The organism is Ructibacterium gallinarum (genome assembly GCF_014982785.1).
In the GTDB taxonomy this organism is placed as follows: domain Bacteria; phylum Bacillota; class Clostridia; order Monoglobales; family Monoglobaceae; genus Ructibacterium; species Ructibacterium gallinarum.
In genome coordinates, this window is the sequence record NZ_JADCKB010000022.1 from 18,006 (window position 1) to 42,327 (window position 24,322).

28 protein-coding genes are annotated in these 24,322 nt (G+C 44.1%); 27 read left to right on the plus strand and 1 reads right to left on the minus strand.

What is annotated here, in order from left to right; all coding sequences use genetic code 11:
• Nucleotides 1-35: 35 nt before the first annotated feature.
• The 11 genes from INF28_RS09910 to INF28_RS09960 all read left to right on the plus strand — a co-directional run bounded on the left by INF28_RS09910 (nucleotide 36) and on the right by INF28_RS09960 (nucleotide 11,612).
• The gene (locus INF28_RS09910) at nucleotides 36-2,924 is read left to right on the plus strand and encodes a VirB4 family type IV secretion system protein (protein ID WP_226393312.1); all 2,889 of its coding nucleotides are present in this window, start codon (nucleotides 36-38) and stop codon (nucleotides 2,922-2,924) included.
• Nucleotides 2,925-3,011: 87 nt separating this feature from the next.
• The gene (locus tag INF28_RS09915) at nucleotides 3,012-3,539 is read left to right on the plus strand and encodes a DUF5697 family protein (RefSeq protein ID WP_226393313.1); all 528 of its coding nucleotides are present in this window, start codon (nucleotides 3,012-3,014) and stop codon (nucleotides 3,537-3,539) included.
• A 166-nt stretch (nucleotides 3,540-3,705) separates the two neighbouring features.
• Entirely contained in the window at nucleotides 3,706-4,374 is a 669-nt protein-coding gene (locus tag INF28_RS09920; RefSeq protein ID WP_226393314.1) for a DUF6100 family protein, read from the plus strand.
• Between the two features lie 149 nt (nucleotides 4,375-4,523).
• Complete coding sequence (locus INF28_RS09925; RefSeq protein WP_226393315.1) at nucleotides 4,524-5,639, plus strand: hypothetical protein; 1,116 nt, start codon at nucleotides 4,524-4,526, stop codon at nucleotides 5,637-5,639.
• Nucleotides 5,623-7,554 (plus strand): VirD4-like conjugal transfer protein, CD1115 family, encoded by a 1,932-nt coding sequence (locus tag INF28_RS09930; RefSeq protein WP_226393316.1) that lies wholly within the window; start codon nucleotides 5,623-5,625, stop codon nucleotides 7,552-7,554. The genes INF28_RS09925 and INF28_RS09930 overlap by 17 nt, the downstream gene beginning before the upstream one ends.
• A gap of 17 nt (nucleotides 7,555-7,571) precedes the next feature.
• Nucleotides 7,572-8,795, plus strand: coding sequence for a S1 RNA-binding domain-containing protein (locus tag INF28_RS09935; RefSeq protein WP_226393317.1), 1,224 nt, complete (start codon nucleotides 7,572-7,574; stop codon nucleotides 8,793-8,795).
• Between the two features lie 65 nt (nucleotides 8,796-8,860).
• Complete coding sequence (locus tag INF28_RS09940; RefSeq protein WP_226393318.1) at nucleotides 8,861-9,208, plus strand: hypothetical protein; 348 nt, start codon at nucleotides 8,861-8,863, stop codon at nucleotides 9,206-9,208.
• Nucleotides 9,209-9,347: 139 nt separating this feature from the next.
• The gene (locus INF28_RS09945) at nucleotides 9,348-9,761 is read left to right on the plus strand and encodes a zinc-finger-containing protein (RefSeq protein WP_226393319.1); all 414 of its coding nucleotides are present in this window, start codon (nucleotides 9,348-9,350) and stop codon (nucleotides 9,759-9,761) included.
• Between the two features lie 12 nt (nucleotides 9,762-9,773).
• Nucleotides 9,774-10,355: a sigma-70 family RNA polymerase sigma factor gene (locus INF28_RS09950; protein ID WP_226393320.1), complete on the plus strand. Its 582-nt coding sequence runs from the start codon at nucleotides 9,774-9,776 to the stop codon at nucleotides 10,353-10,355.
• Nucleotides 10,356-10,435: 80 nt separating this feature from the next.
• The gene (locus INF28_RS09955; RefSeq protein WP_226393321.1) at nucleotides 10,436-11,116 is read left to right on the plus strand and encodes a hypothetical protein; all 681 of its coding nucleotides are present in this window, start codon (nucleotides 10,436-10,438) and stop codon (nucleotides 11,114-11,116) included.
• 55 nt (nucleotides 11,117-11,171) lie between these two features.
• Nucleotides 11,172-11,612, plus strand: coding sequence for a hypothetical protein (locus INF28_RS09960; protein ID WP_226393322.1), 441 nt, complete (start codon nucleotides 11,172-11,174; stop codon nucleotides 11,610-11,612).
• 98 nt (nucleotides 11,613-11,710) lie between these two features.
• Here the strand turns inward: INF28_RS09960 and INF28_RS09965 are convergent, their stop codons facing one another.
• Nucleotides 11,711-12,874, minus strand: coding sequence for an IS110 family RNA-guided transposase (locus INF28_RS09965; protein ID WP_226393323.1), 1,164 nt, complete (start codon nucleotides 12,872-12,874; stop codon nucleotides 11,711-11,713).
• A 329-nt stretch (nucleotides 12,875-13,203) separates the two neighbouring features.
• On the opposite strand from INF28_RS09965, the gene INF28_RS09970 reads away from it, so the two are divergent.
• The 16 genes from INF28_RS09970 to INF28_RS10045 all read left to right on the plus strand — a co-directional run bounded on the left by INF28_RS09970 (nucleotide 13,204) and on the right by INF28_RS10045 (nucleotide 24,321).
• Nucleotides 13,204-13,464, plus strand: a complete 261-nt coding sequence (locus INF28_RS09970) for a type II toxin-antitoxin system Phd/YefM family antitoxin (RefSeq protein ID WP_226393324.1) — start codon at nucleotides 13,204-13,206, stop codon at nucleotides 13,462-13,464.
• Complete coding sequence (locus INF28_RS09975) at nucleotides 13,454-13,765, plus strand: type II toxin-antitoxin system RelE/ParE family toxin (RefSeq protein ID WP_226393325.1); 312 nt, start codon at nucleotides 13,454-13,456, stop codon at nucleotides 13,763-13,765. Before INF28_RS09970 ends, INF28_RS09975 begins: the two co-directional genes overlap by 11 nt.
• 118 nt (nucleotides 13,766-13,883) lie before the next feature.
• Complete coding sequence (locus INF28_RS09980) at nucleotides 13,884-14,144, plus strand: type II toxin-antitoxin system RelB/DinJ family antitoxin (protein WP_226393326.1); 261 nt, start codon at nucleotides 13,884-13,886, stop codon at nucleotides 14,142-14,144.
• An 88-nt stretch (nucleotides 14,145-14,232) separates the two neighbouring features.
• Nucleotides 14,233-14,403: a Txe/YoeB family addiction module toxin gene (locus INF28_RS09985; protein ID WP_404815162.1), complete on the plus strand. Its 171-nt coding sequence runs from the start codon at nucleotides 14,233-14,235 to the stop codon at nucleotides 14,401-14,403.
• A gap of 246 nt (nucleotides 14,404-14,649) precedes the next feature.
• A complete protein-coding gene (locus INF28_RS09990; protein ID WP_226393327.1) occupies nucleotides 14,650-15,057 on the plus strand; it encodes a single-stranded DNA-binding protein in 408 nt (135 codons plus the stop codon).
• A gap of 98 nt (nucleotides 15,058-15,155) precedes the next feature.
• On the plus strand, nucleotides 15,156-15,917 hold the full coding sequence (locus tag INF28_RS09995) for a hypothetical protein (RefSeq protein WP_226393328.1): 762 nt from the start codon (nucleotides 15,156-15,158) through the stop codon (nucleotides 15,915-15,917).
• A gap of 17 nt (nucleotides 15,918-15,934) precedes the next feature.
• On the plus strand, nucleotides 15,935-17,740 hold the full coding sequence (locus INF28_RS10000) for a P-loop NTPase family protein (RefSeq protein WP_226393329.1): 1,806 nt from the start codon (nucleotides 15,935-15,937) through the stop codon (nucleotides 17,738-17,740).
• Between the two features lie 20 nt (nucleotides 17,741-17,760).
• Nucleotides 17,761-18,012, plus strand: a complete 252-nt coding sequence (locus INF28_RS10005) for a helix-turn-helix transcriptional regulator (protein WP_226393330.1) — start codon at nucleotides 17,761-17,763, stop codon at nucleotides 18,010-18,012.
• Nucleotides 18,013-18,048: 36 nt separating this feature from the next.
• Nucleotides 18,049-20,103, plus strand: coding sequence for a vWA domain-containing protein (locus INF28_RS10010; protein ID WP_226393331.1), 2,055 nt, complete (start codon nucleotides 18,049-18,051; stop codon nucleotides 20,101-20,103).
• A 10-nt stretch (nucleotides 20,104-20,113) separates the two neighbouring features.
• A complete protein-coding gene (locus INF28_RS10015) occupies nucleotides 20,114-20,764 on the plus strand; it encodes a hypothetical protein (RefSeq protein WP_226393332.1) in 651 nt (216 codons plus the stop codon).
• Entirely contained in the window at nucleotides 20,761-21,084 is a 324-nt protein-coding gene (locus tag INF28_RS10020; protein ID WP_226393333.1) for a hypothetical protein, read from the plus strand. The genes INF28_RS10015 and INF28_RS10020 overlap by 4 nt, the downstream gene beginning before the upstream one ends.
• Entirely contained in the window at nucleotides 21,077-21,418 is a 342-nt protein-coding gene (locus tag INF28_RS10025; RefSeq protein WP_226393334.1) for a SemiSWEET family sugar transporter, read from the plus strand. The genes INF28_RS10020 and INF28_RS10025 overlap by 8 nt, the downstream gene beginning before the upstream one ends.
• A gap of 2 nt (nucleotides 21,419-21,420) precedes the next feature.
• Nucleotides 21,421-21,933 carry an AbrB/MazE/SpoVT family DNA-binding domain-containing protein gene (locus INF28_RS10030; RefSeq protein ID WP_226393335.1) on the plus strand — a complete coding sequence of 171 codons (513 nt, stop codon included), beginning with the start codon at nucleotides 21,421-21,423 and terminating at the stop codon, nucleotides 21,931-21,933.
• 66 nt (nucleotides 21,934-21,999) lie between these two features.
• A complete protein-coding gene (locus INF28_RS10035) occupies nucleotides 22,000-22,647 on the plus strand; it encodes a hypothetical protein (RefSeq protein WP_226393336.1) in 648 nt (215 codons plus the stop codon).
• Entirely contained in the window at nucleotides 22,647-23,699 is a 1,053-nt protein-coding gene (locus tag INF28_RS10040) for a DNA methyltransferase (protein WP_226393337.1), read from the plus strand. Before INF28_RS10035 ends, INF28_RS10040 begins: the two co-directional genes overlap by 1 nt.
• Nucleotides 23,700-23,826: 127 nt before the next feature.
• A complete protein-coding gene (locus INF28_RS10045) occupies nucleotides 23,827-24,321 on the plus strand; it encodes a hypothetical protein (RefSeq protein WP_226393338.1) in 495 nt (164 codons plus the stop codon).
• Nucleotide 24,322: the final 1 nt, after the last annotated feature.

Sequence of the window (24,322 nt, forward strand, 5' to 3'; positions counted from 1 at the left end):
TGGATTGCATTTGCAGCCGGAGAAAGGAGGAGAAAATGAGTAAGCGCGAACGCGAGGAACTTGACATGTATGTAATACCGCCTAACTTTGTGGAAGGCGGAAAGATATTCGGCGGAATGTTTCGGCTGCGGAATGCGATAGAAGCCGGGGCGCTTGGCGGCGGGTGTGCACTTCTTGTTTTTCGCCTGCCGGTATCCCTGACAGCGAAGATTATTATTCTCTGTGTTACAGCGCTTCCGCTTGCCATCTTTGGATTGATAGGTATTGAGGGTAACAGCCTGACAGAGTTTGTCATGAATGTCGCTAAATTTGTTAGAAACAGGCGGACATTGTGCCGCAGCGATATAGAGGATTTTGATGGAGTGAGCCGCATGAGGTTAAAAATCAAGAAAATGAAAGCGCTTGATTGTACTCTGGGAAAAGTAATGGATTATCAGAGAAGGCAAAAAGTCAGAAAGTACCAAAAGCGCCGAGAGCGGGCAAAGCAAGAAAGCCGCCCGAAAAATCCGATAGATATAGAGAGTTATTTGCCGATAGATAAGATAGAAAACGGAGTTGTTTTTACGAAAGACGGCAGGTATCTCAAAATCCTTGAAATTGAGCCAATCAATTTTCTGCTTCGAAGTGCGCGGGAACAGCGCAATATTATTTACGCGTTTGTGAGTTATTTGAAGGTCGCGCCGGTAAAATTGCAGTTTAAGGTGCTTACGAAAAAAGCGGATTTGAATAAACATCTGAGCCGGATCAACAAAGAAATCCGCCTGGAGACAAATGAAAAGTGCAAAATGCAGCAGATTGATTATATCAGGTTTATCAAACAAATCGGGCTGAGAGAAGCGGTGTCGCGCCGCTTTTTTTTAATATACGAATACGAGCCGTATATGCCCAATCGCAGAGGCGATATGAATGAAGTATACAGTGTTTTAAAAACAGCGGAAAGAAGCGCAAAGAATTATTTGTTCCAATGCGGGAACGAGGTGATAGAGCATGAAGATGAGAACGAGTTTCTAACAGATGTGGTTTACAATGTTCTGAACCGCGCTTCTGAGCACTCATTAGAGGAACGGGCGGAGGAGGTTGTGAGAAGATATCAAACGGAAGGAAAAGACATTGAAACAGCACACATTAATGAGTTCATTGCGCCGGAACGGATAGACTTTTCGCACATGGACTACATTGAAATTGACGGATTATTTCTCACCTATCTGTACATACCGTCCGATGGGTATAAATCGCATGTGGCGGCCGGGTGGCTTTCGCTTTTGGTAAATGCCGGCGAAGGAATTGATGTTGATTTATTTGTTTCAAAACAGCCAAAGGATAAGGTGCAGTTTAAGCTTGGGCAGCAGATACGCATTAACCGTTCCAAAATTAAAGAAGCGTCAGATACCAATACGGATTTTGACGATCTGGAGGGCGCAATCCGGTCCGGTTATTTTCTGAAAGACGGGCTTGCAAACAACGAGGATTTCTATTACATGAATGTGCTCGTCACGATTACGGCAAAAAACGTAATAGAGCTTGCGTGGCGTGTGAATGAAATGAAAAAGCTGCTCATTTCGCGGGATATTACCATCAAGACCTGTAACTTTTTGCAGGAGCAGGCGTTTCGGACGTCCCTGCCGCTGCTGCATCCGGAAAAGAAGCTATATGAGAAATCCAAACGCAACGCGCTGACAACGGGAGTTGCAAGCTGCTACCCGTTTACCAGCTTTGAAATTTCCGATGATAACGGAATCCTGCTTGGTGTAAACAAACATAACAATTCTCTGGTCATTGTGGATATTTTCAATTCAAAGAAATATAAGAATGCAAACATGGCCATTCTGGGAACCTCCGGCGCAGGGAAAACGTTCTTGCTCCAGCTGATGGCGCTGCGAATGCGGCGTAAAAATATACAGGTGTTTATCCTCGCACCGCTGAAAGGCCATGAGTTTTACCGCGCGGCAAAGAATATCGGCGGAGAAGTAATTCAGATATCGCCGGCATCCACAAATTGTATTAACGTCATGGAAATTCGCAGGATTGACAACACAGCAAACGAATTGCTTGACGGACCGGAACTGAATAAATCGCTTCTTGCAGCCAAAATACAAAGGCTGCATATTTTCTTTTCGCTGCTGATTCCGGACATGAGTTACGAGGAAAAGCAGCTTTTGGATGAAGCGATGGTGGAAACCTATGCGGAAAAGGGAATTACGCATCAGAACGAATCGTTGGAGGATGGAACCGGCGGATATGTCGAGATGCCTGTACTTGGCGATTTACATGCAGTGCTTTTGAAAAAGACGGAAACCAGACGGCTTGCCAATATATTAAACCGATTGGTAAACGGCAGCGCCAAGACGTTTAATCAGCAAACCAATGTGAATCTGGATAATAAGTATACGGTGCTGGATATCTCTGAATTATCCGGCGATCTGCTTACGGTGGGAATGTTTGTCGGCCTTGATTATATGTGGGACAAAGCGAAGGAGGACAGAACAAAGGAGAAAGCGATATTTCTGGACGAGCTTTGGCAGTTGATTGGCGCTTCCTCCAACAAGCAGGCGGCGGAATTTGTTTTGGAAATATTTAAGATTATTAGGGGTTACGGAGGAAGCGCAATCTGTGCAACCCAGGATTTAAACGACTTTTTTGCATTAGAAGACGGAAAATATGGCAAAGGGATTATCAACGTATCCAAGACAAAGATTATATTAAATCTGGAAGAGGATGAAGCGGCAAGGGTGCAGGATATATTAAAGCTTTCCGATACCGAACTGATGAATATTACGCATTTTGAGAGAGGCAACGGTCTTATCTCAACCAATAACAACAATGTCACTGTGGAGTTCCGCGCCAGCAATTTGGAGCAAGAACAGATTACAACGGATCGGGCGGAGCTGCAGGCGATAATAGATAAAAAACGCAATAAGACGTAATAATGCGTATGGATGAGGTGAAGAAATAAAAACATTGTTTCGAAAAACGCAGTAATGCGCAGTAATACGCGGGAGAGGTGAAAATGATTGAGGACAAGAGAGGCGGTTATACAGGATGCAAAGGAACTGCTGGAGATTATTACAACATATAAGGTTTTGAAGCTGGAACAGCTTATCAGAGTAATGGGGGATAAGGATAAGGCGGCAAAACAGTCTGTAATCCGGCTTTTGGAAAGAGAAGACAGGCTTTTTATTCACGACAGTATGGTGTCGGCAGAAGAAAAATGGAGTAAAAGCTTTGACCGGGGGATGATTGCAGCATTTTGGGTGCTGCTTGATTTTTGGCAGGAGGTGTTGTATCACACCATAGCCGGGTTCCCGGCAAAGATCGAGTTTATAACGCCAAATGACGCCTATGATATCATCATTGCGGAGCAAGGGATGGAGCATGTACTCAGTACATTCTTTCATAAACAACGGGATGATGCAGTCAGGCATTTGGTTGTGGTAGAGAATATGGAACAGATGTATCGCCTTTTCTGCCCGGGTATTGTGTTTTGTATGGTAGAAGACAGCGGCAGCGTCAGTTATTATCAGGAGACAGAGGAGGGATAACGTGAAAAACATCACGTTAATCCGCTCCGCGAGGAATGATGCGCCGCCGAAATTTTCGTGCCGTACGGCACGAAACGGCGATGCGCTAATCGCCACTCTACGCCTTATCCGCCCGCGATAAGGTATCGTTGATATTATTTAATTACTATTTGCGGGCAGAAAGGCTATGGCGATTAATGTGTGCAATGAAAATGAGCAAGAAAAAATGCTGAAAAGCATTACCAAACAGCTTTGTGAGCTGCTGGTTATCAGCAAGAATATGGAACAGGTAAATGGCTGTACCGACGAGGTGGCTTTAGGGAGGCTCGTAAATGATTTCATTGCGAAATGTGAAAAGATTACTTGCTATGCAAGAAACTTTGCGATTCGTTCATTTTTGGCGCCGTCGGAAATGCTCTTGAGCAATGCGGCGCAGATACAAGGAATTAAAGTGAGGAAGAATGGCGAGATTTTGGAGATTGAAATGCCGTTTTTGCTGCCCAAAAAGCTGCATAAAAACAGTAAGTTTATCTGCGATCCTTTGTATTATGTGCTGACGGAAGTTTCTGAAACCATTGAACTCAAGGTGGAGGAAAGGGCCGTTGTCTGCTTTGTACATATTTATGATAAAACAGATAAGCATGTTCGCCCTCGTGATTATGATAATGTAGAAGCAAAGCGAGTGTTGGATATTGTCGCGTTGTTTGCACTGCGGGACGACGGCGCGGAGTTCTGTGATATTGTGAACAGCATGGAGTATGGAGACGAAAACAAAACCTGTATCTTTGTTATGCCCGAGCGGTGTTATTTTCGGTGGAAATTTGACCGGGGAAAACAGGTGGAAAACGGCCGATAAAAGTTCGGCAGAAATCAGTGGCTTTTCCAAGGTGAAAATGCAGATGTGCAAACCTTTACGGAATCAGCGAAGAATGCAGATTTTGAGGGCAGATTTTACCGAAGTTAAGAAGAGTTCGGTCAAAAAACAGCTCGGGAGGAGATGTCGCAATGAGCAAAAAATGCAGTGCGGTAAAAAGGGAGATTTTAGAAATAATTGCTGCATCCGGAGAGGTATACAGACAGGATTTGATGTATGTTTCCCGATATGCCGCAAATTATATCCGTCAGATTTTGAGTGAACTTCGGGCAGACAATTTGATAAAAGAATCCGTGTTTAACAACTGCCGTACCGTACGGCTTACCAACATCGGGAAAAAGTATCTGCTGCAGATGGCTTTGGATAGATATGAAAGGTATCTGTCAGGGACAGCGGAAACAAACAAGCTAAGGTGCGAGCCGCAGCGGCGGGAACGAAACCTGAAAATGGCGCAGATTATTATATTGCTCCGGCAGACAAATGGAAAAATATTTCCGGATGAAAAACGACTGCTCTATAAGCATACTGTGCCCCCCGCAGACAAAGCAGACAATATACAGGCAGAATTCTATACCTCGACAGAATTAAAAGAGCTTTTTGCTGACTTTAACAAATCAAGAGGTTCGCGGGCAATGGGTATTTTGATTACAGCCTCTTGCTTGTATATTGTGTATCATACCGGAAAGGAACCAATGAAATGGCAGGAATCAACGGAATTAAAGTTCAGAATTACTGTGGAACATGAAATTGTGAGAAAAGTGTTCCGTAATCAAAAGGAATTGAAATGGCTGGTGATTGGGAACAGCGCCGAGGTTCCGGATAAATTGGTGCAGCAGAGTGGCGCGGGGAAAATAAAGTACATGAACATTTCGGATAACAATTTAGAAAAGCATTATGTGGAGTTCCGGCGTGGATCTCTTCCTGTCATGCGACTAATTGCTGATGACTTGCTCTGCGAAAAAGTCAGAGGTTACATAAGGCAGAGCTTCGGAATTTGGCAGAGCGGCAGCGGACAGTTTTGTGAAACAGACGAGGACGGAACACCTGTGTTTATTGCATTGGATTTTAATATGCAGCGCGTGCATCGTTTTGCCGCATACCTGTGCGTAAACAATAAGAAGGGGCGAATGATTTGTTTTGATTTTCAAGAGCAGTATTTGCAGCTGTGCCGTGGAGCGCTGATGGATGTTTACACAATAGACAGCCGAAAATATGAAGAGGGGATACTGTATGAAAAAAGCAATTAAAATATTGATTTCCGTTATTCCGTTGTTGACCGCCTTGCTGTATGGCGGCGGAATTGCGGCGCAGTTTTTCAGGAACTATAGCGTTTGGCAGCGCGGCGGCGGAGTGATAGGCGGTGAAAGCAGTCCGGAGTTCCCGAGTATTGCAATTTCCGAGGTGTTGACAGCGTTGTTTTCCTATCCTTATGGATTGATAGGATTGGGACTTTGCGTTGCTGTATTTGGAATCTTGATTTTCATGACAATGCACATGGGCGACGGGGATCATAACTGCAGAGACCGGGAGCGCAACTTTGACTATTCCGATAAAGGAACCTACGGGACGTCCGGCTTTATGTCGGAGCAGGAAATGCGGGAGGTATTTGAAGTAGACTCTGTTCGGAATAACGATGGAATCCTATTGGGTCTGTATCACAATAAGCCGTTGTTTTTGCCGCACGATACCTTCATGAATCGGAATATTGCGGTGTTTGGCGCTTCGGGTTCCATGAAGTCCAGAGCCTTCGTCCGTAACTATATTTTTCAGGCAGTCAGGAGGGGAGAGAGTTTGGTGATTACCGACCCGAAGTCGGAGATTTATGAGGATATGTCGGAGTACTTAAAGAATGAGGGATATGATGTAAAGGTTTTTAATCTCATTTCTCCGCAAAACAGCGACAGCTGGAACTGCATCGCGGATATTGACGGCGATGACTTAATGGCGCAAACTTTTACGGATGTGGTCATTCGCAACACCACTGTCGGTAAGGGTGATGAGTTCTGGGACAGTGCATCGGTAAATCTGTTGAAAGCTCTCGTTTTGTATGTTTCAATCGAATTTGATGCAGAAAATTGTAATATGGGCGAGGCATACAAGCTGATTTCATTAAAATCGGCGGACGAGCTTGACGCCATGTTTTCCATACTTGATTACAAACATCCGGCATATGCGCCGTATAATATTTTCAAACAAGCTTCGGAAAATGTGCGTTCCGGCATTATCATCGGACTTGGCGCCCGGCTTCAGGTATTCCAAAACAAGATGATTCGGAATATTACCGCGTATAATGAAATCAATCTTGTCGATGCGGGAAAGAGAAAATCCGCTTATTTCTGTATTACTTCTGATCAGGAAAGCGCTTTTGATTTTCTTGCTTCCCTGTTTTTTTCGTTTTTATTTATCCGCCTTGTGCGGTATGCGGATAATCACTGCGACGGCGGAAGGCTTACTGTGCCGGTGAATATGGTCTTAGATGAATTTCCGAATATCGGAGTGATTCCGGACATTACCAAAAAGATAAGCACTGTGCGAAGCAGGGCAATCAATATCTCGGTCATCTTCCAAAACCTTGCACAGCTTCAGAACAGATATCCGTTCGGTGCGTGGGAGGAAATCCTCGGCGGATGCGATACCATGTGCTTTTTGGGCTGCACCGATTCTACTACGGCGCGGTATATCAGCGATCGATCGGGAGAGGTGACGGTAGCGGTTGCCAGCAAAACAAAGCAGCTCAATACCTGGCGGGTATCGGATTATACACCTGAGTATCGCGAGGCAAGGTCAATCGGTAAGCGCAAGCTGCTGACGCCAGATGAAGTACTGCGGCTGCCGATTACCGATGCGTTAATTCTGATGCGCGGGCAAAAGACGCTGAAGGTGCAGAAATACGATTATACCCTGCACCCATATGCCAAAAAGCTGATACCAAATAAGGCGTCAGCACATGTTCCTGATTGGCGAAAAACCCTGGAGACCCAAGGGGATATTGACAGCAGGGCGGGAGAAGAGGCGTCGCCGGCAAGGATTGCCCTGGGGAGAGGCAATGCTGTTCCCAAGCAAAAACCACCGACGGCAGAGACAGCACGGAAGGGAGGTGACGCCAATGTTTCAGCCCCGAAATTTACCAAAGTAACAAAGAATGTATTAAAAATTAAGTAACAGAGGAGGAAAAGCGTATGCCAAGAAAAAAAACAGAAGCTCCCGAAACGGAGAAAATGGAACCGATTGCAGAGGAAACAGTCGAATCAGTTGAAATGGAGGAACATACTACAGTTGCCATTGAGGAGGAAGAGGCCGGGCCTGAAGCAGAAATATCCGAGGCGACCGAGCCGATATCCGATGAAGCTGAGATGCAGCAGACGGAACCGGCGCAGGAAGATTTGGAGGAAGACGCTGCCAACAGGAATGAGCCGGAGGCGGCGGAAGAGGAGCCGGTATCCGAACTGCCGGAAGAAAATGAGAACAGAGAAATCCCGTCAACACCACAGCAGCTGCATTTGGGAGTATTGAAGCTGCGGGCAGATGAGGAAGACCGGCAGGAGATGAGTACGCAGGAGCTTATATGGAACGAGCTGGCAAACTACAATCGGACAAAGCGTACTGTGCCGGTCACGGTAACGGGTCTTGAAACGACGCAGCTGGCCGGAGACGTTGTAGTTGCATATTACAAGCAGCAGCGCGTTATTGTGCCCATGAGCGAGATGGCAATCAATTTGTCCGATGATATACGATACCTTGACGGCAGTGTGAAAGACAGGCTCGCAAGAATATGCAATACAATGCTTGGCGCAGAGATTGACGTAGTTATCAAGGGAATGGACAAACAAAACAGCAGTGTTGTTGCCAGCCGGAAAGACGCAATGAACAAGAAACGGGAACGGTTCTATTTAACGCCGCTCAGCGATGGCTTGCCGCAGGTACGTGAGGGCAGAGTTGTGGAAGGTCGGATTATTGCCGTGACGCCGATGGTCGCGCGAATTGAATTGTTTGGCGTAGAGGTGTCCATGTCGGCCAGTCAGCTTAGCTGGGACTGGATTTCGGATGTATCGGATAAGTTTCACGTTGGGGACAAGATCAATGTCCTGATTGAAAAGCTGGAAGGAGACAGCGTTGACAATCTGAGGATTACGCCGGATGTGAAAAGCCTGATTCCGAATGTTTCCGTTCAGAATCTTGAAAAGTGTGCAGTGCAGGGAAAGTATGTCGGCGAAGTGACGAATATACATAACGGCACGGTGTATTTACGGCTCCAAATCGGAGTGAACGCGATTGCTCATACCAATTATGACAAACGCAATCCCGGTAAAGGCGACATTGTGAGCTTTGTCGTTACGCGCATCAATCCGGACTATGGCAATGTCACCGGAGTGATAACACGAATTATCAAGCAACATATTTAACAAAATGCGGCGAAGAGCTGAAATATGCTCTTCGCTGCTTCTTTTTAAAGAAGGTGTTTTTAAAAATGAACAAATGCTATACGCATTATGAGAATATCAGTGCATTTCTCCGTAATATAAACGGGAACTGGAGAAACAGCATGTATATTGCCTGTACCATATGCAACTGCCAAAAAGAAGAATGCTGCGGCGATATGCTTGTCAGTTTCGGCGCTGATGGCGTTCCTGCAATGATTATGGTAACGGATGCAAATTTTTTGTTTGGATCTGTGATAGATAGAACCGAATGCCTTTGCGAAATCAGCAACGCAAAATTTCGGTGGCTTTTTGAAAATTATTTACAGCGGCATGCAGATACAAATCCATCGCTTTGCCCGTTTCTACAGTTGACAAAATGGAAAAAATCCCCGTGATTACAGGGGATTTTTGGAAAAGTGACTCATATTTAAACAGTTATTTGGATGAGAGGTATTTCAATTTTCCGATAGCAATTTTAAAATATAAGCAAAGACGCATTATTGCGTTTTAGAGATAAAGGATGGTGAAAAGAAAATGAAGAAAAGAAGAAAAATTACCTGCCCGTATTGCGGTGCGGCAGCAGTCCTGAGAGAAGGTGCATATGTATATGGCGAACGCTCCAAAGGAGAAATGCTTTACGTATGTACAAATTATCCGGCATGTGACGCATATGTGGGCGTACACCACGGAACCAAGCGCCCGCTGGGTACGCTCGCAGACGCAGAGCTGCGGAATAAAAGAATATGGGCGCATAAATTGTTTGACCGAATTTGGCAGAATGGTCTGATGACGCGGAAAGAGGCATACCGCTGGATGGAATATTTTATGGGAATTCCAAAGGATACCGGGCACATTGCCAATTTTTCAGATTACAGGTGTGAAGAGTTGATGAAAAAGTGCAGGCAAATACTGATGAATCATCATATTGAACTGCCAATCGGAGCGTAGGAGGTGCCGGTTATGATGAACTGCAGAGAAGAATTCTTGATAGAGCATATGCAATCGATTCGCCAACTGGTGAAAAGTGCAATGAAAAAACTTGGAATCCCGCAGGCAGAATATGAGGATTGCTTGCAGGAAGCGTATATTCTTATATGGAAACAAGCGGATAAATTTGATCCGGATAAGGAATTTGGACCTTTTGCGCGCCGTGTAATAACAAATGGATTGATTGATGTATACAAAAGAAACCGGGAGCTAAAGAAAGAACTCCTTTCGTTAGATCACGATATTCGGGATGAGGAAGGCAACGGGTTAGAATTGATCGATTTATTGAAAGGCGGGAATGAAACTGAAAATCAGGCCTTGCAAAATTTGACCGTTGAACTGCTGCATAAATATATCAAAAACTCCAAAGAAAGCTGTACGGCAGCGTCAACGGTAAAAGGGTTTGAAGCGCTGGAATTAAAGATAGCAGGATACAGCGGCGAGCAGATTGCGAAAATGTATCATGTTTCATCCAATTCGGTCAGAAGCTGGATGAGCAATGCAAGAAAGATTTTGTGCCTTGAGGAAAATGTTGCGGCTCTGCTGAAAAACTGATTCCTAAGGATGGAAAAACATTGCGTTTTCAAGAACTTTTTCGTAAGGGTATAGTAGAACAATATGAGGAGGCATGGTCAATGGTTACATATTTGACGGCATTGGGCAGGTTGATTACGAAAGAGGATAACGGAACGCAAATCCCGGTTGTTGTAATCGGGAGCGAGGAATATCATTTGGATGCGGATGAGCTTATGGTATGGAGCAGCTTGCACTGGAACTTCCTGAATCAATCGGATTTGGAGAAAGAGTACCTGAGCAGACGCAGCCGGGCAAGAATTTACAATGACGTATCGTTTGAATCTCTCGTGCAAAGACTCAAAATACGAAAACTGATTGCAGAATACACAGATTATTTGGCGGCAGATGCATTGTACGGGTTATTGAGCGAGTTGCAAATTCGTCCGGTTCGGTTTGGGCTATGGGATAAAATCCGGAGCTGTTGTTATTTATATTTTGTAAAAGGCATTCCGATGCGTGAATGCATTGACGGATACTTTGGCACAGCAATAACACCGAATGAAAAGAAGGTGCTGCTGCTCTCCAAATCAACAGGGGTCACGGCCGCAGAAATCATACAATGCGCCGAGAAAAATATTCAAAAGTTAGGTAGCGAGGACGACGTCATGGATAAATTGTATATTGCTTCGGATGAGACAGCGGATACCCTCATGACAGCCTCCAGATTCAGTAGGTTAAAGTCAGATGTTCTGCAAGCGGTTGCAAACTTATATTTAAAAAAGAAAATTATATTTGAATAAAAATCGAAGCAGTCCAACGCGCGTTTGTTGGGCTGTTTTTTTGAGGAGGAATATCATGCCGGACATAATCTTTAAAAGAATTATGGGAGGAATCTTGCTTGGAAGCGGCTGTCTCGTTGTAGGTGTTGTCAGCTTTATTGCATACGGCGATAGCGTACTGCTATGTCTTAGTGTGATAGTGTCAGCGGGTATGGTTTTGAAAGCGTGGCTGCTCTGCAAACGTTTTAAGAATAACCAATTTATAAAAATTGTCGGTGTTTGCACAAAAGTGGACAGACCGTTGTTTTCCAAGACCAAGTCGGCAGAAATACAGACTGACGATAAAACGATGCGCGTGTGCATTCCGAAAGAAACAAAACTTGCTGTCAATAAAATCTACGCCTTTTATTTTGCCAAAAAGCCGGAGGAAATGCCAAAGAGTATCAATCAACGTATTGCAAACAAAATGAATGCAGATAATTTTCTCGGTTGTGAAGAAATAGAAGACCAACTATGAAATGTCAAGAGAAAAATGAAAAAAATTTAAGCGGGTAAAAAAGAGTATGGCAAACAAGGGATACCTAAAGTACCCCAACCACAGAAATGATACAGCAATTACGGCAGATCAAACCGAATGTTTTTTGTCAGCAGCGTAAAAAGTACGCGCACCAGTTTGTGTGCGGTATGACCCAAAGCACAGTAGTGGGACTTTCCTTGCGCAACTTTTGAAGCGTAATATTGCGCAAACGTATGGTTGTTTCGAACTACATTATGCGCGGCATTGATGAGTGCGTAACGAAGCATGGAGTTACCGCGTTTAGACATTCTGGTGCTGCGTGCCGTAAAATTGCCCGATTGAATCACAGCCGGATCAAGACCTGCGAAAGCAAGAAGTTTGGCGGGGCTGGAGAAGCGTGTAACGTCCCCGATGACAGAAAGAATCATTGCGCCATTGATGTGCCCGATCCCTGGGACTGTCATGATGGGAGAATTGAGGTTGTCCATAATGCCGACAATCTCGTGTTCCACTTGGTTGAGCTGTTCGGAAAACAATTCGATTTGCGCTATGGTTTGTTTGATTTGCAGAGCTAGAGAAGGATGGTCGGTACCAATGGATTGCCTTGCCAGTTCGCGTAAGTGCACAGCATCGGCTTTGGTGTATTTTCCTCTGGAGGCTTTCTGAAGCAGGTTTGAAAGGTATGTAAGGTGTAGGGATTGTACCTCTGAGGGGCGGGGATGGAGTTTGAGCAGGGTGTAGGATACATTGATATGAAGCCCTGCCCGGAAAAAGCCATTCAACTCTGGAAAAAGCTGGTCGACAAAAGCACCAAGCTGGATTTTACAACGTGTGCGCAACAAAATCAGGTTTTGTCTGGTCTTGCACAGCCCACGAAGTTTTAGCAATTGGATGTCATCCGGTTCAAGCGGACAGTAACCATCGATCATCATAGATTTGGCAATAAGAAAGGAATCAATCTTGTCTGTTTTGGTTTTGCGGATTGCACTTTTACGCAGAGCGGCTGTTTGCAAAGGATTAAGCAGGGCGACTTGGTAAGCGTTTTGAACGAGGTAAGCGATGAGATTTTCGCCGTAGTGGGCGGTTGATTCCAATCCGATGAGCAGGGAATCGCAAGGAAATTCGTCCAGCCTGCTTTTGAGTTTTGCAAAACCGGAGCAGGAATTGTTGAATGAAAAAGGTTTTAAAATCACCTCGCCATCCGAGGTGATTGCCGCGGCAACATGTGAGGCCTTGGCGACATCGATGCCAAGATAGATCATAGTGCATATCACTCCTTGAAAGTTATTGTGACGACTGTGTTCCACAAGCATCTATCCTTGTAGCCTTGCATGAAATAAAAGCTCTGCGGCTTATCCAACCAATTAACAATTAAGATAGAAGCTGTGGCCATACACTCCTACAAATAGTCAAGCTATAGGCAAAATCAACAGTCCACAGCGTCTGTCTCAATTATAACAAAAACAAAGAAAGGAGCGTATGATTACGCGTGTTTTTGTCACGTATATATCATACAAGGTATAAATGAATAAACCACTTGACCGTATGGCATAATTATGGTATAATAATACCATAAAAGGAGGGCGATAGTATGCCGCAAATTATTCCGATAAAAGATTTGAAAAACACAAGTGAAGTATCAGAAAGATGTCATAGCATAGACGAGCCTGTGTTCATCACAAAAAACGGTTATGGAGATATGGTTATAATGAGCATAGAAGCATATGAGAAGATGGCGTATATGAATGATATTTACGAAAAAATCCAGCAGGGAGAAAAATCAATTGATAACAACAGAGTTATGACCGCTAAGCAATCTGTTGAGGAACTTAGGAGTAAATATGAAATATGACATTATTTTATCAGAGGAAGCACACAGCGATGTTGACAGCGTTTTGCATTATATTGTCAATGTGCTGAAAAATCCGACAGCTGCCAAAAATTTACTTGATAAGATAGAGAAAGTCTATACTGACATTGCGAATAATCCGTTTATGTACGCGTATTGTAATAACAGCCGGTTGCAAAATGATGAATACAGAAAAGTGGTAATCAACCATTATGTGCTGATATACCGTGTTGATGAAGCGAAGAACACAGTATTTGTTGTACGACTTTTCTACGGCCGACAAAATTATATTGCATTGATTTAATGAAATAAGAGTGGATATTTTTAAATGAATTGCATAATATATAAAAGCAGATGTATAGTAAAATGCTTGACATTTGCTTTAAAACGCGATATAATATCTGTAGAGAGGAGTGAGCTGCATGGCACAAATTAGTTTGCGTGTTGATGATACTGTAAAACTGAATGCGGAAAAAACGTTGGATGAAATCGGTTTGAGCATGTCTTCTGCAATCAACATTTTTTTGAAAACGGTAGCAAGGGAAAAGCGTATCCCATTTGAATTATCTGCCGATCCGTTTTATTCTGAAAACAATATGCGTTATTTGGAAAGCATGATGCGGGATATAAAGGATGGAAAAGCAAAATTCTCAGAGCATGAGTTAATTGAGGTGGACGAATGAGATTGCTGTGGGAAGACAGAGCTAGGGATGATTATTTATATTTTGGCAGCAGCAGGACAAAAAAATACTTAAAAAGATAAATGCTCTCATAAAAGATATTCAGAGAAATACGTTTGAGGGAATCGGAAAGCCTGAGCCGTTAAAAGGAACCCTGAACGGATGGTGGAGCAGACGTATTGACGAATGCAATCGTATTGTCTATTACGAAGAAAATGGAATAATATTTGTTGTTTCCTGTAAAGGTCATTATGAACAATGAAACAAAAACACAATATATAGATAAAAACGACTTGACAAAATCAATATATTGTGTTATTATAAAATCATAAATTATTTATGTGCGTGGAAACTTTTCCGAGGATTTTTTATAAAATCTTTAGCATACGAATGTCGTGATTGTAATCAAAGCCAATAGCATATCTATGCCCGTTTGGGGATAGATGCTATTGGCTTTTTTATATATATCAATAAATTTAAAGCCAAATGGCAGAAAGGGGAATGGATTATGGTAATCATAATCGGACGAGTGACCAAAGACCTGGAACCGCAGACAAGCCCTACCGGGAAAACCTATATCAATTTTGACCTTGCGGAAAATATAGGCTTTGGCGAGAATGCAGAAACGGTGTTTCACAGATGTACAATCTGGGGCGAAGAGCTTGTTGACCGGATTGTAAAGGCGAAGGTTCAGAAAGGCAGTTTGCTTCAGGTGATAGGAGAGCAAAAGCTGGACACCTATGCAAGAAAAGACACCGGAGAAATTGTGGTCGCCTCCAATATTGGGGTGTGGCACTGGAGTTATGTACCGCTCGGCAGCAAAAAAGCGGATGACAAAACCGGAACTGAAAATGCAGGCCCGGAAGGGTATTATGATTTACCCACCGAGGACTGTGACGATGGATTGCCGGCATAAGCTGCGGGCATAGAGGGGAATTGTATTGAGTTTGACTCGTGCGATTCCCCTCTTTTTTGTTTTATGATAATTTATTTGATTCAGAAAGGATGAAGAACATGAGAAATTATTTGAGAAAAACCGGAATTGCAGCGGTTATCATGATTGCGGTGACCGCAATTGCATTTTTGCCGAAACAGACGGCGCAATGGACAGTATTGATTGCTGTACTGGCGTGTTGTTTGTGGAACGGGGTTAGATTTGGTTTAGACCACAAAGGCTTTTTGAAACGCAGGCGTTTTTCTGCAAAAGTAAAGGAGGCGGCAAAATCCGATACGGATAAAACGCAGAATTACTTAACGATTGCAACACGGCAGTTGGCGCACCGTATTACCGACAAGCTGCATTCCGCATATCCGGATAGTACCTGGCAGTGGGTAGAAAAGCCGGGCATGCAGTTGTTTGAGGAAGGCGGACATATCCGGATTGCAACGGCACAGACAAAGGAGTTTCATGAGGCGGATGTTCGACTGGATACGATTGGACGTATTGGGATTCAAATGCTAAAAGCGAATCCAATCGAAGAAATCATTGCCTCACAGTCTGAAAAGGCAGAGACGGATTTTACTGTTGACCCGTCAGTCTGGTATGAGCAAAGGGGTAGAAAGCTGCTATTTGACGTCATTACCGATTTGAATGCACAGGGTACAAAAAGCGTACGGATTGATGAAAATGGATGTGTCACTCTTGCCGATAGCCGTGAGGTTGCAAAGCTGGAGGCATTTCCGACCAAAAACCTTTGGAAAAAGCTGACGGAATTACTGGAAGGCGATCAACTGAAAGCAGTTGAAGCGGAAGACAGTATTGAATTAAGCTGGTGATACGGAGGTAATGGAAAATGCCGAATTTATTGTTTGACAGTGTGACCTTTACCATGGCCTGTCCACCGCCGTTTGATGATACGAGCATTGCCCGCGAGAGTACGACAGCGAACTCAAGGTATAATGTAGCTTCTGTAAAAAAAGCAACGCTGCACGCACCAACGCTGCGCGCGGTCATGGCGTACATAAAATTGTATCAGGCATTTACCGAAGGCGGTTCAACAGAAAATTTGGGCGCTATCGGAAAACAGGGAGACAAGAAACTGGTAGCGGAGTATGTAAGCGGCAGAGGAGAGATTCAAGGCGTGGTGTATAACCGAGAATCCGGCAGTCTTATTGCGGGTGTGTTTGAAACCAAGACCTCGCCGCCGACGCAGTTTAAGCATCGGGCGTCCGGCGGTACGGCTACAGGCACGGCGATGTTCTTTGCCGCAATGCCGGTCTTTATGGAGGACAACGAGTTTAAGACGTATTATGATATACTATACGATGAAATTGCAGGCGGAACGCCTAATTTAAGCACAATAGCGGAAGCGGGGTATATATTATGCGATAACGTGTACCGCCGAGTAAATAATCCGGCTGATTGCGGAAGCGCAGGGGTAAAAATGGAATTTCCGACTTCGGGAAACGTGAGACTTTTGACAGCGCTTGCGTTGTCAAGGGGTTCGTATTCCGCCTCCGACGTCTTACTGGGACAGTTTGAGGTCATAAAGGCCGGATTGAGTTCCAAACGAAGCAGGGTTAAAATTTCAAATGATGATTTTGTCGGAAAGTATAAGCTTTCGGAACGCTTTTTTAGCGACAAGGAAAAATCTTTGATTCCGGAGCTGCCGAGCTGGTATGTTATCCCAGAAGAGGTAGCAACCATCTGTGAATATGCGCAGAAAACTACAGATTCTCAGATGCCGATGCGCAATTTTATGCTGCGCGGCGCTGCCGGTTCCGGCAAGACTGAGGGCGCAAAAGCAATTGCGGCCGGACTGGGACTGCCATATATGTTTCTGACCTGCTCTGCAGATGATGAAAAGTTCGATTACGTCGGTCAAATACTACCGAACATCGAAGGGATTGATTTTGCTGATCCCAAGAGCGGAGAGTATATTCCTACTACGGCTGAAATTGATGCAGATCCGGTCGGGGCTTATTACAACATGACCGGCGAGTTTTCAGATAGCATTACAGCTGACGAAGTGAAGAATGCGCTTGCCAAGCGCATGACTGAAAAAGAATCGAAAAAGGATGAAAAGGACTTCCGGTATGTGTATACGCCGTTGATTGAGGCAATCAAAAACGGCTATGTTCTTGAACTGCAGGAACCTACCGTCATTAGTAAGCAGGGCGTGCTGGTCGGCTTGAACTCTCTTTTGGATAATTGTAAGGCGATACAGCTCATTACAGGCGAGGTTATAGAGCGTCATCCGGATACGGTGATTGTTATTACGACAAATACCGATTATAACGGATGCAGGGAATTAAATCAATCGATTATTTCGCGCATGAACCTCATTTTTGATATGAACACGCCGGATGCAAAAGTGATGACAGAGCGTGTTCTGGGCATTACGGGATGCAAAGAAAAGTCGCTGGTTCAGAAGATGGCGGAAACCGTTGAGAAGATTGCAAAGCAATGCCGTGAAGATATGATTGGCGATGGAAGCTGCGGTATGCGGGAACTTATCAGCTGGGTACAAAGCTATATGATTTGCGAAGACCCGCTAAGCGCTGCCGAATACACGGTGCTTGCATCGGTATCGGCCGACGAGGAAAACCGTGCCGCCATCCGTTCAAAGTGTATCAATCCGGTATTTGAGGGGATGTGAAAGGAGTGAATTTCAAATGAATGAAAAAACGAACAGTATTGGTCAGGAATGAAGAGCTGCTTTTTGCTGAGAATTTGAAGGTACTCAGAAAAACGCACAAACCATATCTGTCGCAGGGAAGAATAGCGGAAAGGCTGGGAGTATGCCGTACTACCTATATCAATTATGAGATGGGCAGACGGCAGGCACCGGCCTTTTTTGTTGCTAAGGCAGCAAAGTTTTTTAAAGTCTCTGCCGATAAGATGTTATATGAAAAATTATGGAAGGAGTGAAACGATTTGAGGACGTCGCACAAAAGGATCAATCGGTTGATAAGAGAAGAACACTCAAAGCTGACGGATCAGGAACTGTTTTCGTCCAATGCGTTTGCCGCGTATCTTATGGATATTGCCGAGGCGACATCGGGCAGATATAAGCGCAAACTGCGGGTCAAGACAATCTGGGATGAGTCGCCGGGCGCATTCATAGCCTATACGGATAATCGTGAGATAATGCTGAACTGCGGTAATGTAATTACGGCAGACTATCCGACACGGGAATTAAAGAGCCTAAGCTTAATCGGACTGCTTGGACATGAGGAGGGGCATATTTTATACACTGATTTTACAGCGCTTTCTATGTTTATGCAGGCAGTGGATAACGCAGTAATGTACCCGTTCGTACCCAACGATCTGGAGGGGGACGAGGAGGCACATCTTGAAAAATACCTTGAAACAATTAAGCAGAAGGACGAAAAGACAAATTGCATTATTAAATATGTGCTGCATACAATCGCCAATATTCTGGAAGATGTTTATATCGAAGAACGAATCTGCTGTGATTTTCCCGGCAGCTTCAAAACGGGAATCCGGCTCAACAACGTAAAACTGACGGAAGAGGCTATGTCAGTGTCGGTGCAAATGGAAAAGGAAATTCCCAATGCAGCGATACTGACCAATGTGATTTTGCAATATGCGAGAATCGGGGAGTTTAACAATAGCGGCGGTTATATCGGGGAATTGATGGAGGTATTTTATGACTGTATTCCCCTGATTGATGAAGTTGTTGATAAAACGGACGCCAAGGTACGGTATGATTCCGCAAACCGCATTTTTCTAAAAATGTGGCCGTATGTGGAGGAGTGGATTGAGCAAATCAAAGCCGATCCATCCATGACGCCGCAGGAGGTTCAGGAAATGCTGGATAAATTGTCGGAGAAATTGGGCGAACCCGGCGGAACTGCCGGTTCCAAATGTCCGAGTGGAAGCGGAAAAGGCGTTGGCGGAAAATTTAAGCCTGATTTTTCAGATAAAAGCGATGAAACGAAAGAAGCCCGAAAGGTGCTGGAACATGAGGGCGGTCGGATGGAATTGGTCAAGACGGATGAAATAGAAGAAGGTGCATCCGGCGGCGTGGAATATGACAAAACCTTTATGGGAAGCGGTTACAAGCACGCGGCGGAGGATATAGAACGGATGCTTATGTCGGCTGCGGAAGAAAAGGCAATGGTTCGGTACAACGAAGAGCTGGAAGAGGAGCTTCAGGCTGAGGCAAATGAAATCCGGTATGGAAACGCACATAGGGGGATCCATGTTAAGGTGAACCGCATGGCGCGGGTATCTGATGAACTTCGCACTTCTTATATGCGTGTGGCGCCGCCGCTGTTGGCAATATCAAAACGGCTGCAGCGTCAGATAAAGCCCAAACTGAGAGACGAAAGTGAAGGCGGACGGATGAACGGATTGTGTATGGGCAGGAGAATTAACGCAAGAGCGCTTGTCGGAAATGATGGAAAGATATTTTATAACAAAAAACTTCCGTCGGATGAACCCAAACTTGCAGTTGCCGTACTCAACGATGAGTCAGGTTCCATGTCATGGGGCGACCGAAGTACAAGCGCCAGAGCTGCAAGCATTGTGCTGTATGACTTCTGTACTTCGCTTGATATTCCGGTTGCCATATATGGCCATACGGAATACAGCGATGTAGAAATGTATGCGTATGCAGAGTTTGATTATCCCGATAAAAACGACCGATATCGTCTGATGGATATATCGGCGCGCAGTGATAACCGCGATGGAGCAGCTCTTCGTTTTGTGGCTGAAAGGCTTGCGCAGCGGTCGGAAAAAATCAAGTTGCTAATCGTTATTTCTGATGGTCAGCCGGCAGGTTATGGTTACGGCGGAACGGAAGCGGAAAAAGATTTACGAGGAATCAAGCAGGAGTACAGAAACAGGGGTGTAACTATGTTTGCGGCGGCAATCGGCAGTGACAAACCCAATATTGAAAGAATCTATAAAGAAGGATTTTTGGATATTACGGATCTGAACAAACTGCCGGCGCTATTGACAAAGCTGGTATTGAGATATTTAAAAAATATTTAGGAGGGATAGAATGAGTGGAAAACAGTATATTTCATGGCAAATCGCCAAGTATGCGACGGATAAGAAGCTGATTGAGTTTACAGACAAGCTAAAGCTTCCGCCGGTTGAGTTTTATGCTCATGTGCAGGCGAACGGAGATAAAACTGCGGATGGAAATGCAATTTATTCTAATATCGGAATGAAGCTGCTTGATTACTCGAACGGTACAGGAGATAAGACAGTTTCTGTCGAGGTAAATGTTTCGTCGGATGAGTTAATGTTTGTGTTTGAAAAGCTGCGTCAAGGTGTTGAGGAATTTTCGACAAGTCAGGAAAAGATATTCGGCAAGCCGGATGAAAAGGGGCGTTGTAAGGTTACCAAACTATTAATCATAAGGGCGACAAAAGATAAAGCCGGAAAAGAGCGTAAATATCCATGGTTTATCCAAGTGGAAAACGGCACAGGTGTGAAAGTGAAAAACGACAAGACCGGCGGAACCTATATTCGGGCAAACAGTTTTGTTGCAGACGCAAAGGTATATATCAATTTAAATGATATTGATATGTTCAAACTTTTGTCGCGTGTTTCAAGCTATGTGTCAGTGTGGGAGGTTACTTATGCGCCGCGTCAGCTGAGGGCGGCAAAGGAAATCATGCAAAATGCAAAGGAGGTCGTACAATGATTTTACAAAACCAAGGGGAATTTATAGAGAACGACAATGTAAAACTGGCGATCGGTGATAGGATAATCGCTGCCGACAGCGACTATGCCGGATTGAAAGGCTGGATTACAGAAATCAGGACGGGAGCGGACAAAGAAACAGAGAATACTACCGATGATGTGTATTGTCGCTTTGAAATTCCGGAAACGGCAGAGAAACAACAGCTGCTGGAAGAACACTTTTCTGCATTGTACGGGGAAAAGAAGACGATGGACGATTTGTGTCTTGATATGGTGATTATGGCGCCGGAAGAACTGAGGACGGTGGGAGAAGATGAGTAATTTATTCGGAGTGTTTCAACTCATCGGCGGAATTATCTTGTCTATCGGATATATTCCGCAGGTAGTGCAGATAGTGAAAACCAAGACTGCCAAAGGGTTGAATGCTAAGTCCTTTGGAATGGTGTTCACCGGCATTTTGCTGTACGAAATATATGCGATTGCCTTGGCGGTTGAAGGGAGCGGGCAGATGTATCTGATAACGAATACTGTATCGTTGCTGTTGGTCGGAACAGTGTATGGATTGATTAAAGTTTATGAGAAAAAGGAGAACAGAGAAAAAGCAATTGACGATACAGTAAGTGAAAACACCACATGGCGCAGAAGGGAGAAATAACTATGTTTAAGCATACAGGAATTGTTCGGCGGCTTGATGACCTTGGAAGAGTGGTAATCCCCAAGGAAATCCGCAGAAAATTCCGTATTCAGGAAGGCGATCCTCTTGAAATAGGTGAGGGAGAGGACACGATTCTATTAAGGAAATATAGCGTTCTTGAGCTTTCGGATGAGACAACACAGAAAATTCTGGGCTCTTTCTCTGAGATTACACAGCTTCCGGTGCTGCTATGCAACACGACGCATGTTTTGCATGGCGTCAGATTGCATAAAAATATCCGCAATATGGAACTGACGATGGAATTAAGCGATTGTTTGTTGGACGAATTAACTCCTTGCAGTGGAATGAAAATTGTATACGAAAACGAAATTACTGTTGATGAAATAGAACGGATTATCATAAACGGTAATGTGGAAGGTGCGCTGATTATTCCGGCTAGCGGGATAGAACTGACAGAATCGGACAGGAATTGTTTGAAGCTGTGTGCCGGTGCGCTTGCGGCGGTTGTGCAGTAGATATTATTTGAGGTGAGCAGGATGGGATTTCTCATCCTGCCCCTGATAGGGTGAGGAGAAATTATAATGTTAAGGATTGAGATGTTATTACGTGTGAAATTTAATCGGGCAGTGGATAGGCATAAGGACAATATTTCACCCGGCGGATATGAAATGATTATGAACGGACGTAGCGTACAGTTTGATTTTTGTACGAGTCATGCAGATGTAAGTCAATATAATCCGGCGATTGTTGACTTTACATTGAATGATGCGGATATTACAGCATTCCCTGATTTTGCAAACGTGACGGAAGACGATTTGAACAATATTTCGTCTATTACGGAGTGTTATGTTTACACAGGAGAAGCCGAAGAGACAGATTTAGAACCGGTTTCTATAAAGAAACTATCGTTCTTGATTGTGTTTCCGTCTAAAGTGGTCAAAATTGCTGTTCCGGATCGAGTGATTGATGCCTATAATGAGCGGTTTAAAATAGAAAGAGTGGTGATACAAATGAATGAATTAAAACAAAAGCCAGAACTGTTTGCTAAGAAAGCAATTCATAAGGGATTGGATTATGTGAGCCGTTTTCTTGATATGCCGATAGAGGATTTGGCAGAGAGGTCAAACGATCAGTTGATTGCAATGATTCAGAGCATTGCAGAGCAGATGCCGGAGGAGATTTTTGAGCAATTTCTAATAGAACTCAATGGCGGAAAGAGGCGTTTTTGATGGATGAGAAAATGAAAAGGGCGGCGCAGCTTTTGGAAAATGAGTTTGGCAGCGAATGGCTGACGGTAGCGCAAATGTTGGGCACCGAGGATTTACGCAGGCGGGTTGGCAAAGAGCTTACCTCTTTTATGGCGTTTCCGGAACGCGGCAGCGGAGGAGACAACAAATGGCGCGGCAATTGCTCGCCGGAGGTTGTGCGCAGTGTAGCAAAATATGTACTGGATACCAAAAAGTATTACGGTAAGGATATCAAAGATTTTACGGTACTTGATCCGATGTCCGGCTCAGGAACGACCAAAGATGCAATGGACAGGCTTGGCGTGAAATCAATCTTGTATGACTTGAATCCACAGCCGCCGGCCGGTAAGGGCAACTGGAATGCACTGAAGAATGATGTTGAGGATTCGGCAGACCTTATCTTTTTTCATCCGCCGTATCATTCTATTATTCAATATTCAGGGAATATGTGGGGTAAACCGCACCCGGATGATTTGTCAAGATGCGAAAGCTACGGAGATTTTATAGAAAAGCTGAACTATGTAATTAAAAAGCTCTATATGGCTCTTAGAAAGGACGGGCGGCTTGCGATTCTTGTCGGGGATATACGCTCAAAAGGCAACTTCTATTCTATGCAGCACAATATTATGCGTATGGGCAGATTTGAGTCCTTTGTTGTAAAAGCGCAGTTTAATTGTGTTTCAGATTCCAGAAGATATGTAAAGCCTTTTGTGCCGATTGTGACGGAGTATATGCTGATTTTTCAAAAGGAAGATTCGTTTTTGATTACGTTTTCAAAACGGATAGGAAACAGAATTGATATCAGCAAGAAGGATGCAGACGTGCTGACCTGGCATCATTTGATTCGGTCCATGATGGAACAAATGGGCGGCGAAGCGAAGCTGACGGATTTATATGATATATTGTCCGCACATCCAAAAGCGCAGAAGAATGTACATTACCGTGAGAGAATCAGAGCGACTATATACGAGCATAGGGATCAGTATATTCAAACGGAATCCGGTTCGTATAAACTTACCTATGAGGTTGCGTAAAAGGGTACGGCTTACTTAGATTTGAGAAAATGATATGATAGAGTTACTTTAGCAGACGGGAATGATTAAAATACAGCAGTTGTATTTTGTCATTCCCGTTTTTTTAGTTGGAAAGGATGTGTGAAGTATGAGATTTTACAAAGTGAAAAATATGCGGGATGACGTAGAAAGTGTATTTCGGCATGAAAAAGGTTTCGGGTCTAAGAAATCGGCAAAACGACATTTGTGTGAAACCGGTTTGTTTGGTGAGAATTTGCCAGATGAGGAAATAGAGATTGCCGAGATAGAGGAAGAGAGCTACACGGAATTTTTATTAGAGAAAATAGCGGTGTTGTTTGCAGAGCAGCTTGATGAATTAAAGCGGCATTTCACCGAGCTTTCTTTTGAGGATATGTCTGTTGATGAAATTGCAAGAGAATGTTATCGGTTTGACATTATGAGCAATTTAAAGTTTGTGCTGGAAGACGCTGCTGCGTCGTATTTTGAGTATAAGGCGCTGGAACAGTGGCTTGCTCATCCTGACAAATTGGTTGAAAGGCTATGTGATCGGGTATTTAACAGGGATTGCAGTGACGAAAATTTTGCATTATACGATATGATCAATATGGGTTGGGAGGCTTGAC

Excerpts from the sequence above, each read along its gene's own strand:
- INF28_RS09910 (WP_226393312.1), top strand. The coding sequence starts at position 36 with ATGAGTAAGCGCGAACGCGAGGAACTTGACATGTATGTAATACCGCCT.
- INF28_RS09920 (WP_226393314.1), top strand. The coding sequence starts at position 3,706 with ATGGCGATTAATGTGTGCAATGAAAATGAGCAAGAAAAAATGCTGAAA.
- INF28_RS09925 (WP_226393315.1), top strand. The coding sequence starts at position 4,524 with ATGAGCAAAAAATGCAGTGCGGTAAAAAGGGAGATTTTAGAAATAATT.
- INF28_RS09930 (WP_226393316.1), top strand. The coding sequence starts at position 5,623 with ATGAAAAAAGCAATTAAAATATTGATTTCCGTTATTCCGTTGTTGACC.
- INF28_RS09935 (WP_226393317.1), top strand. The coding sequence starts at position 7,572 with ATGCCAAGAAAAAAAACAGAAGCTCCCGAAACGGAGAAAATGGAACCG.
- INF28_RS09940 (WP_226393318.1), top strand. The coding sequence starts at position 8,861 with ATGAACAAATGCTATACGCATTATGAGAATATCAGTGCATTTCTCCGT.
- INF28_RS09945 (WP_226393319.1), top strand. The coding sequence starts at position 9,348 with ATGAAGAAAAGAAGAAAAATTACCTGCCCGTATTGCGGTGCGGCAGCA.
- INF28_RS09950 (WP_226393320.1), top strand. The coding sequence starts at position 9,774 with ATGATGAACTGCAGAGAAGAATTCTTGATAGAGCATATGCAATCGATT.
- INF28_RS09955 (WP_226393321.1), top strand. The coding sequence starts at position 10,436 with ATGGTTACATATTTGACGGCATTGGGCAGGTTGATTACGAAAGAGGAT.
- INF28_RS09960 (WP_226393322.1), top strand. The coding sequence starts at position 11,172 with ATGCCGGACATAATCTTTAAAAGAATTATGGGAGGAATCTTGCTTGGA.
- INF28_RS09965 (WP_226393323.1), bottom strand. The coding sequence starts at position 12,874 with ATGATCTATCTTGGCATCGATGTCGCCAAGGCCTCACATGTTGCCGCG.
- INF28_RS09970 (WP_226393324.1), top strand. The coding sequence starts at position 13,204 with ATGCCGCAAATTATTCCGATAAAAGATTTGAAAAACACAAGTGAAGTA.
- INF28_RS09975 (WP_226393325.1), top strand. The coding sequence starts at position 13,454 with ATGAAATATGACATTATTTTATCAGAGGAAGCACACAGCGATGTTGAC.
- INF28_RS09980 (WP_226393326.1), top strand. The coding sequence starts at position 13,884 with ATGGCACAAATTAGTTTGCGTGTTGATGATACTGTAAAACTGAATGCG.
- INF28_RS09990 (WP_226393327.1), top strand. The coding sequence starts at position 14,650 with ATGGTAATCATAATCGGACGAGTGACCAAAGACCTGGAACCGCAGACA.
- INF28_RS09995 (WP_226393328.1), top strand. The coding sequence starts at position 15,156 with ATGAGAAATTATTTGAGAAAAACCGGAATTGCAGCGGTTATCATGATT.
- INF28_RS10000 (WP_226393329.1), top strand. The coding sequence starts at position 15,935 with ATGCCGAATTTATTGTTTGACAGTGTGACCTTTACCATGGCCTGTCCA.
- INF28_RS10005 (WP_226393330.1), top strand. The coding sequence starts at position 17,761 with ATGAAAAAACGAACAGTATTGGTCAGGAATGAAGAGCTGCTTTTTGCT.
- INF28_RS10015 (WP_226393332.1), top strand. The coding sequence starts at position 20,114 with ATGAGTGGAAAACAGTATATTTCATGGCAAATCGCCAAGTATGCGACG.
- INF28_RS10020 (WP_226393333.1), top strand. The coding sequence starts at position 20,761 with ATGATTTTACAAAACCAAGGGGAATTTATAGAGAACGACAATGTAAAA.
- INF28_RS10025 (WP_226393334.1), top strand. The coding sequence starts at position 21,077 with ATGAGTAATTTATTCGGAGTGTTTCAACTCATCGGCGGAATTATCTTG.
- INF28_RS10030 (WP_226393335.1), top strand. The coding sequence starts at position 21,421 with ATGTTTAAGCATACAGGAATTGTTCGGCGGCTTGATGACCTTGGAAGA.
- INF28_RS10035 (WP_226393336.1), top strand. The coding sequence starts at position 22,000 with ATGTTAAGGATTGAGATGTTATTACGTGTGAAATTTAATCGGGCAGTG.
- INF28_RS10040 (WP_226393337.1), top strand. The coding sequence starts at position 22,647 with ATGGATGAGAAAATGAAAAGGGCGGCGCAGCTTTTGGAAAATGAGTTT.
- INF28_RS10045 (WP_226393338.1), top strand. The coding sequence starts at position 23,827 with ATGAGATTTTACAAAGTGAAAAATATGCGGGATGACGTAGAAAGTGTA.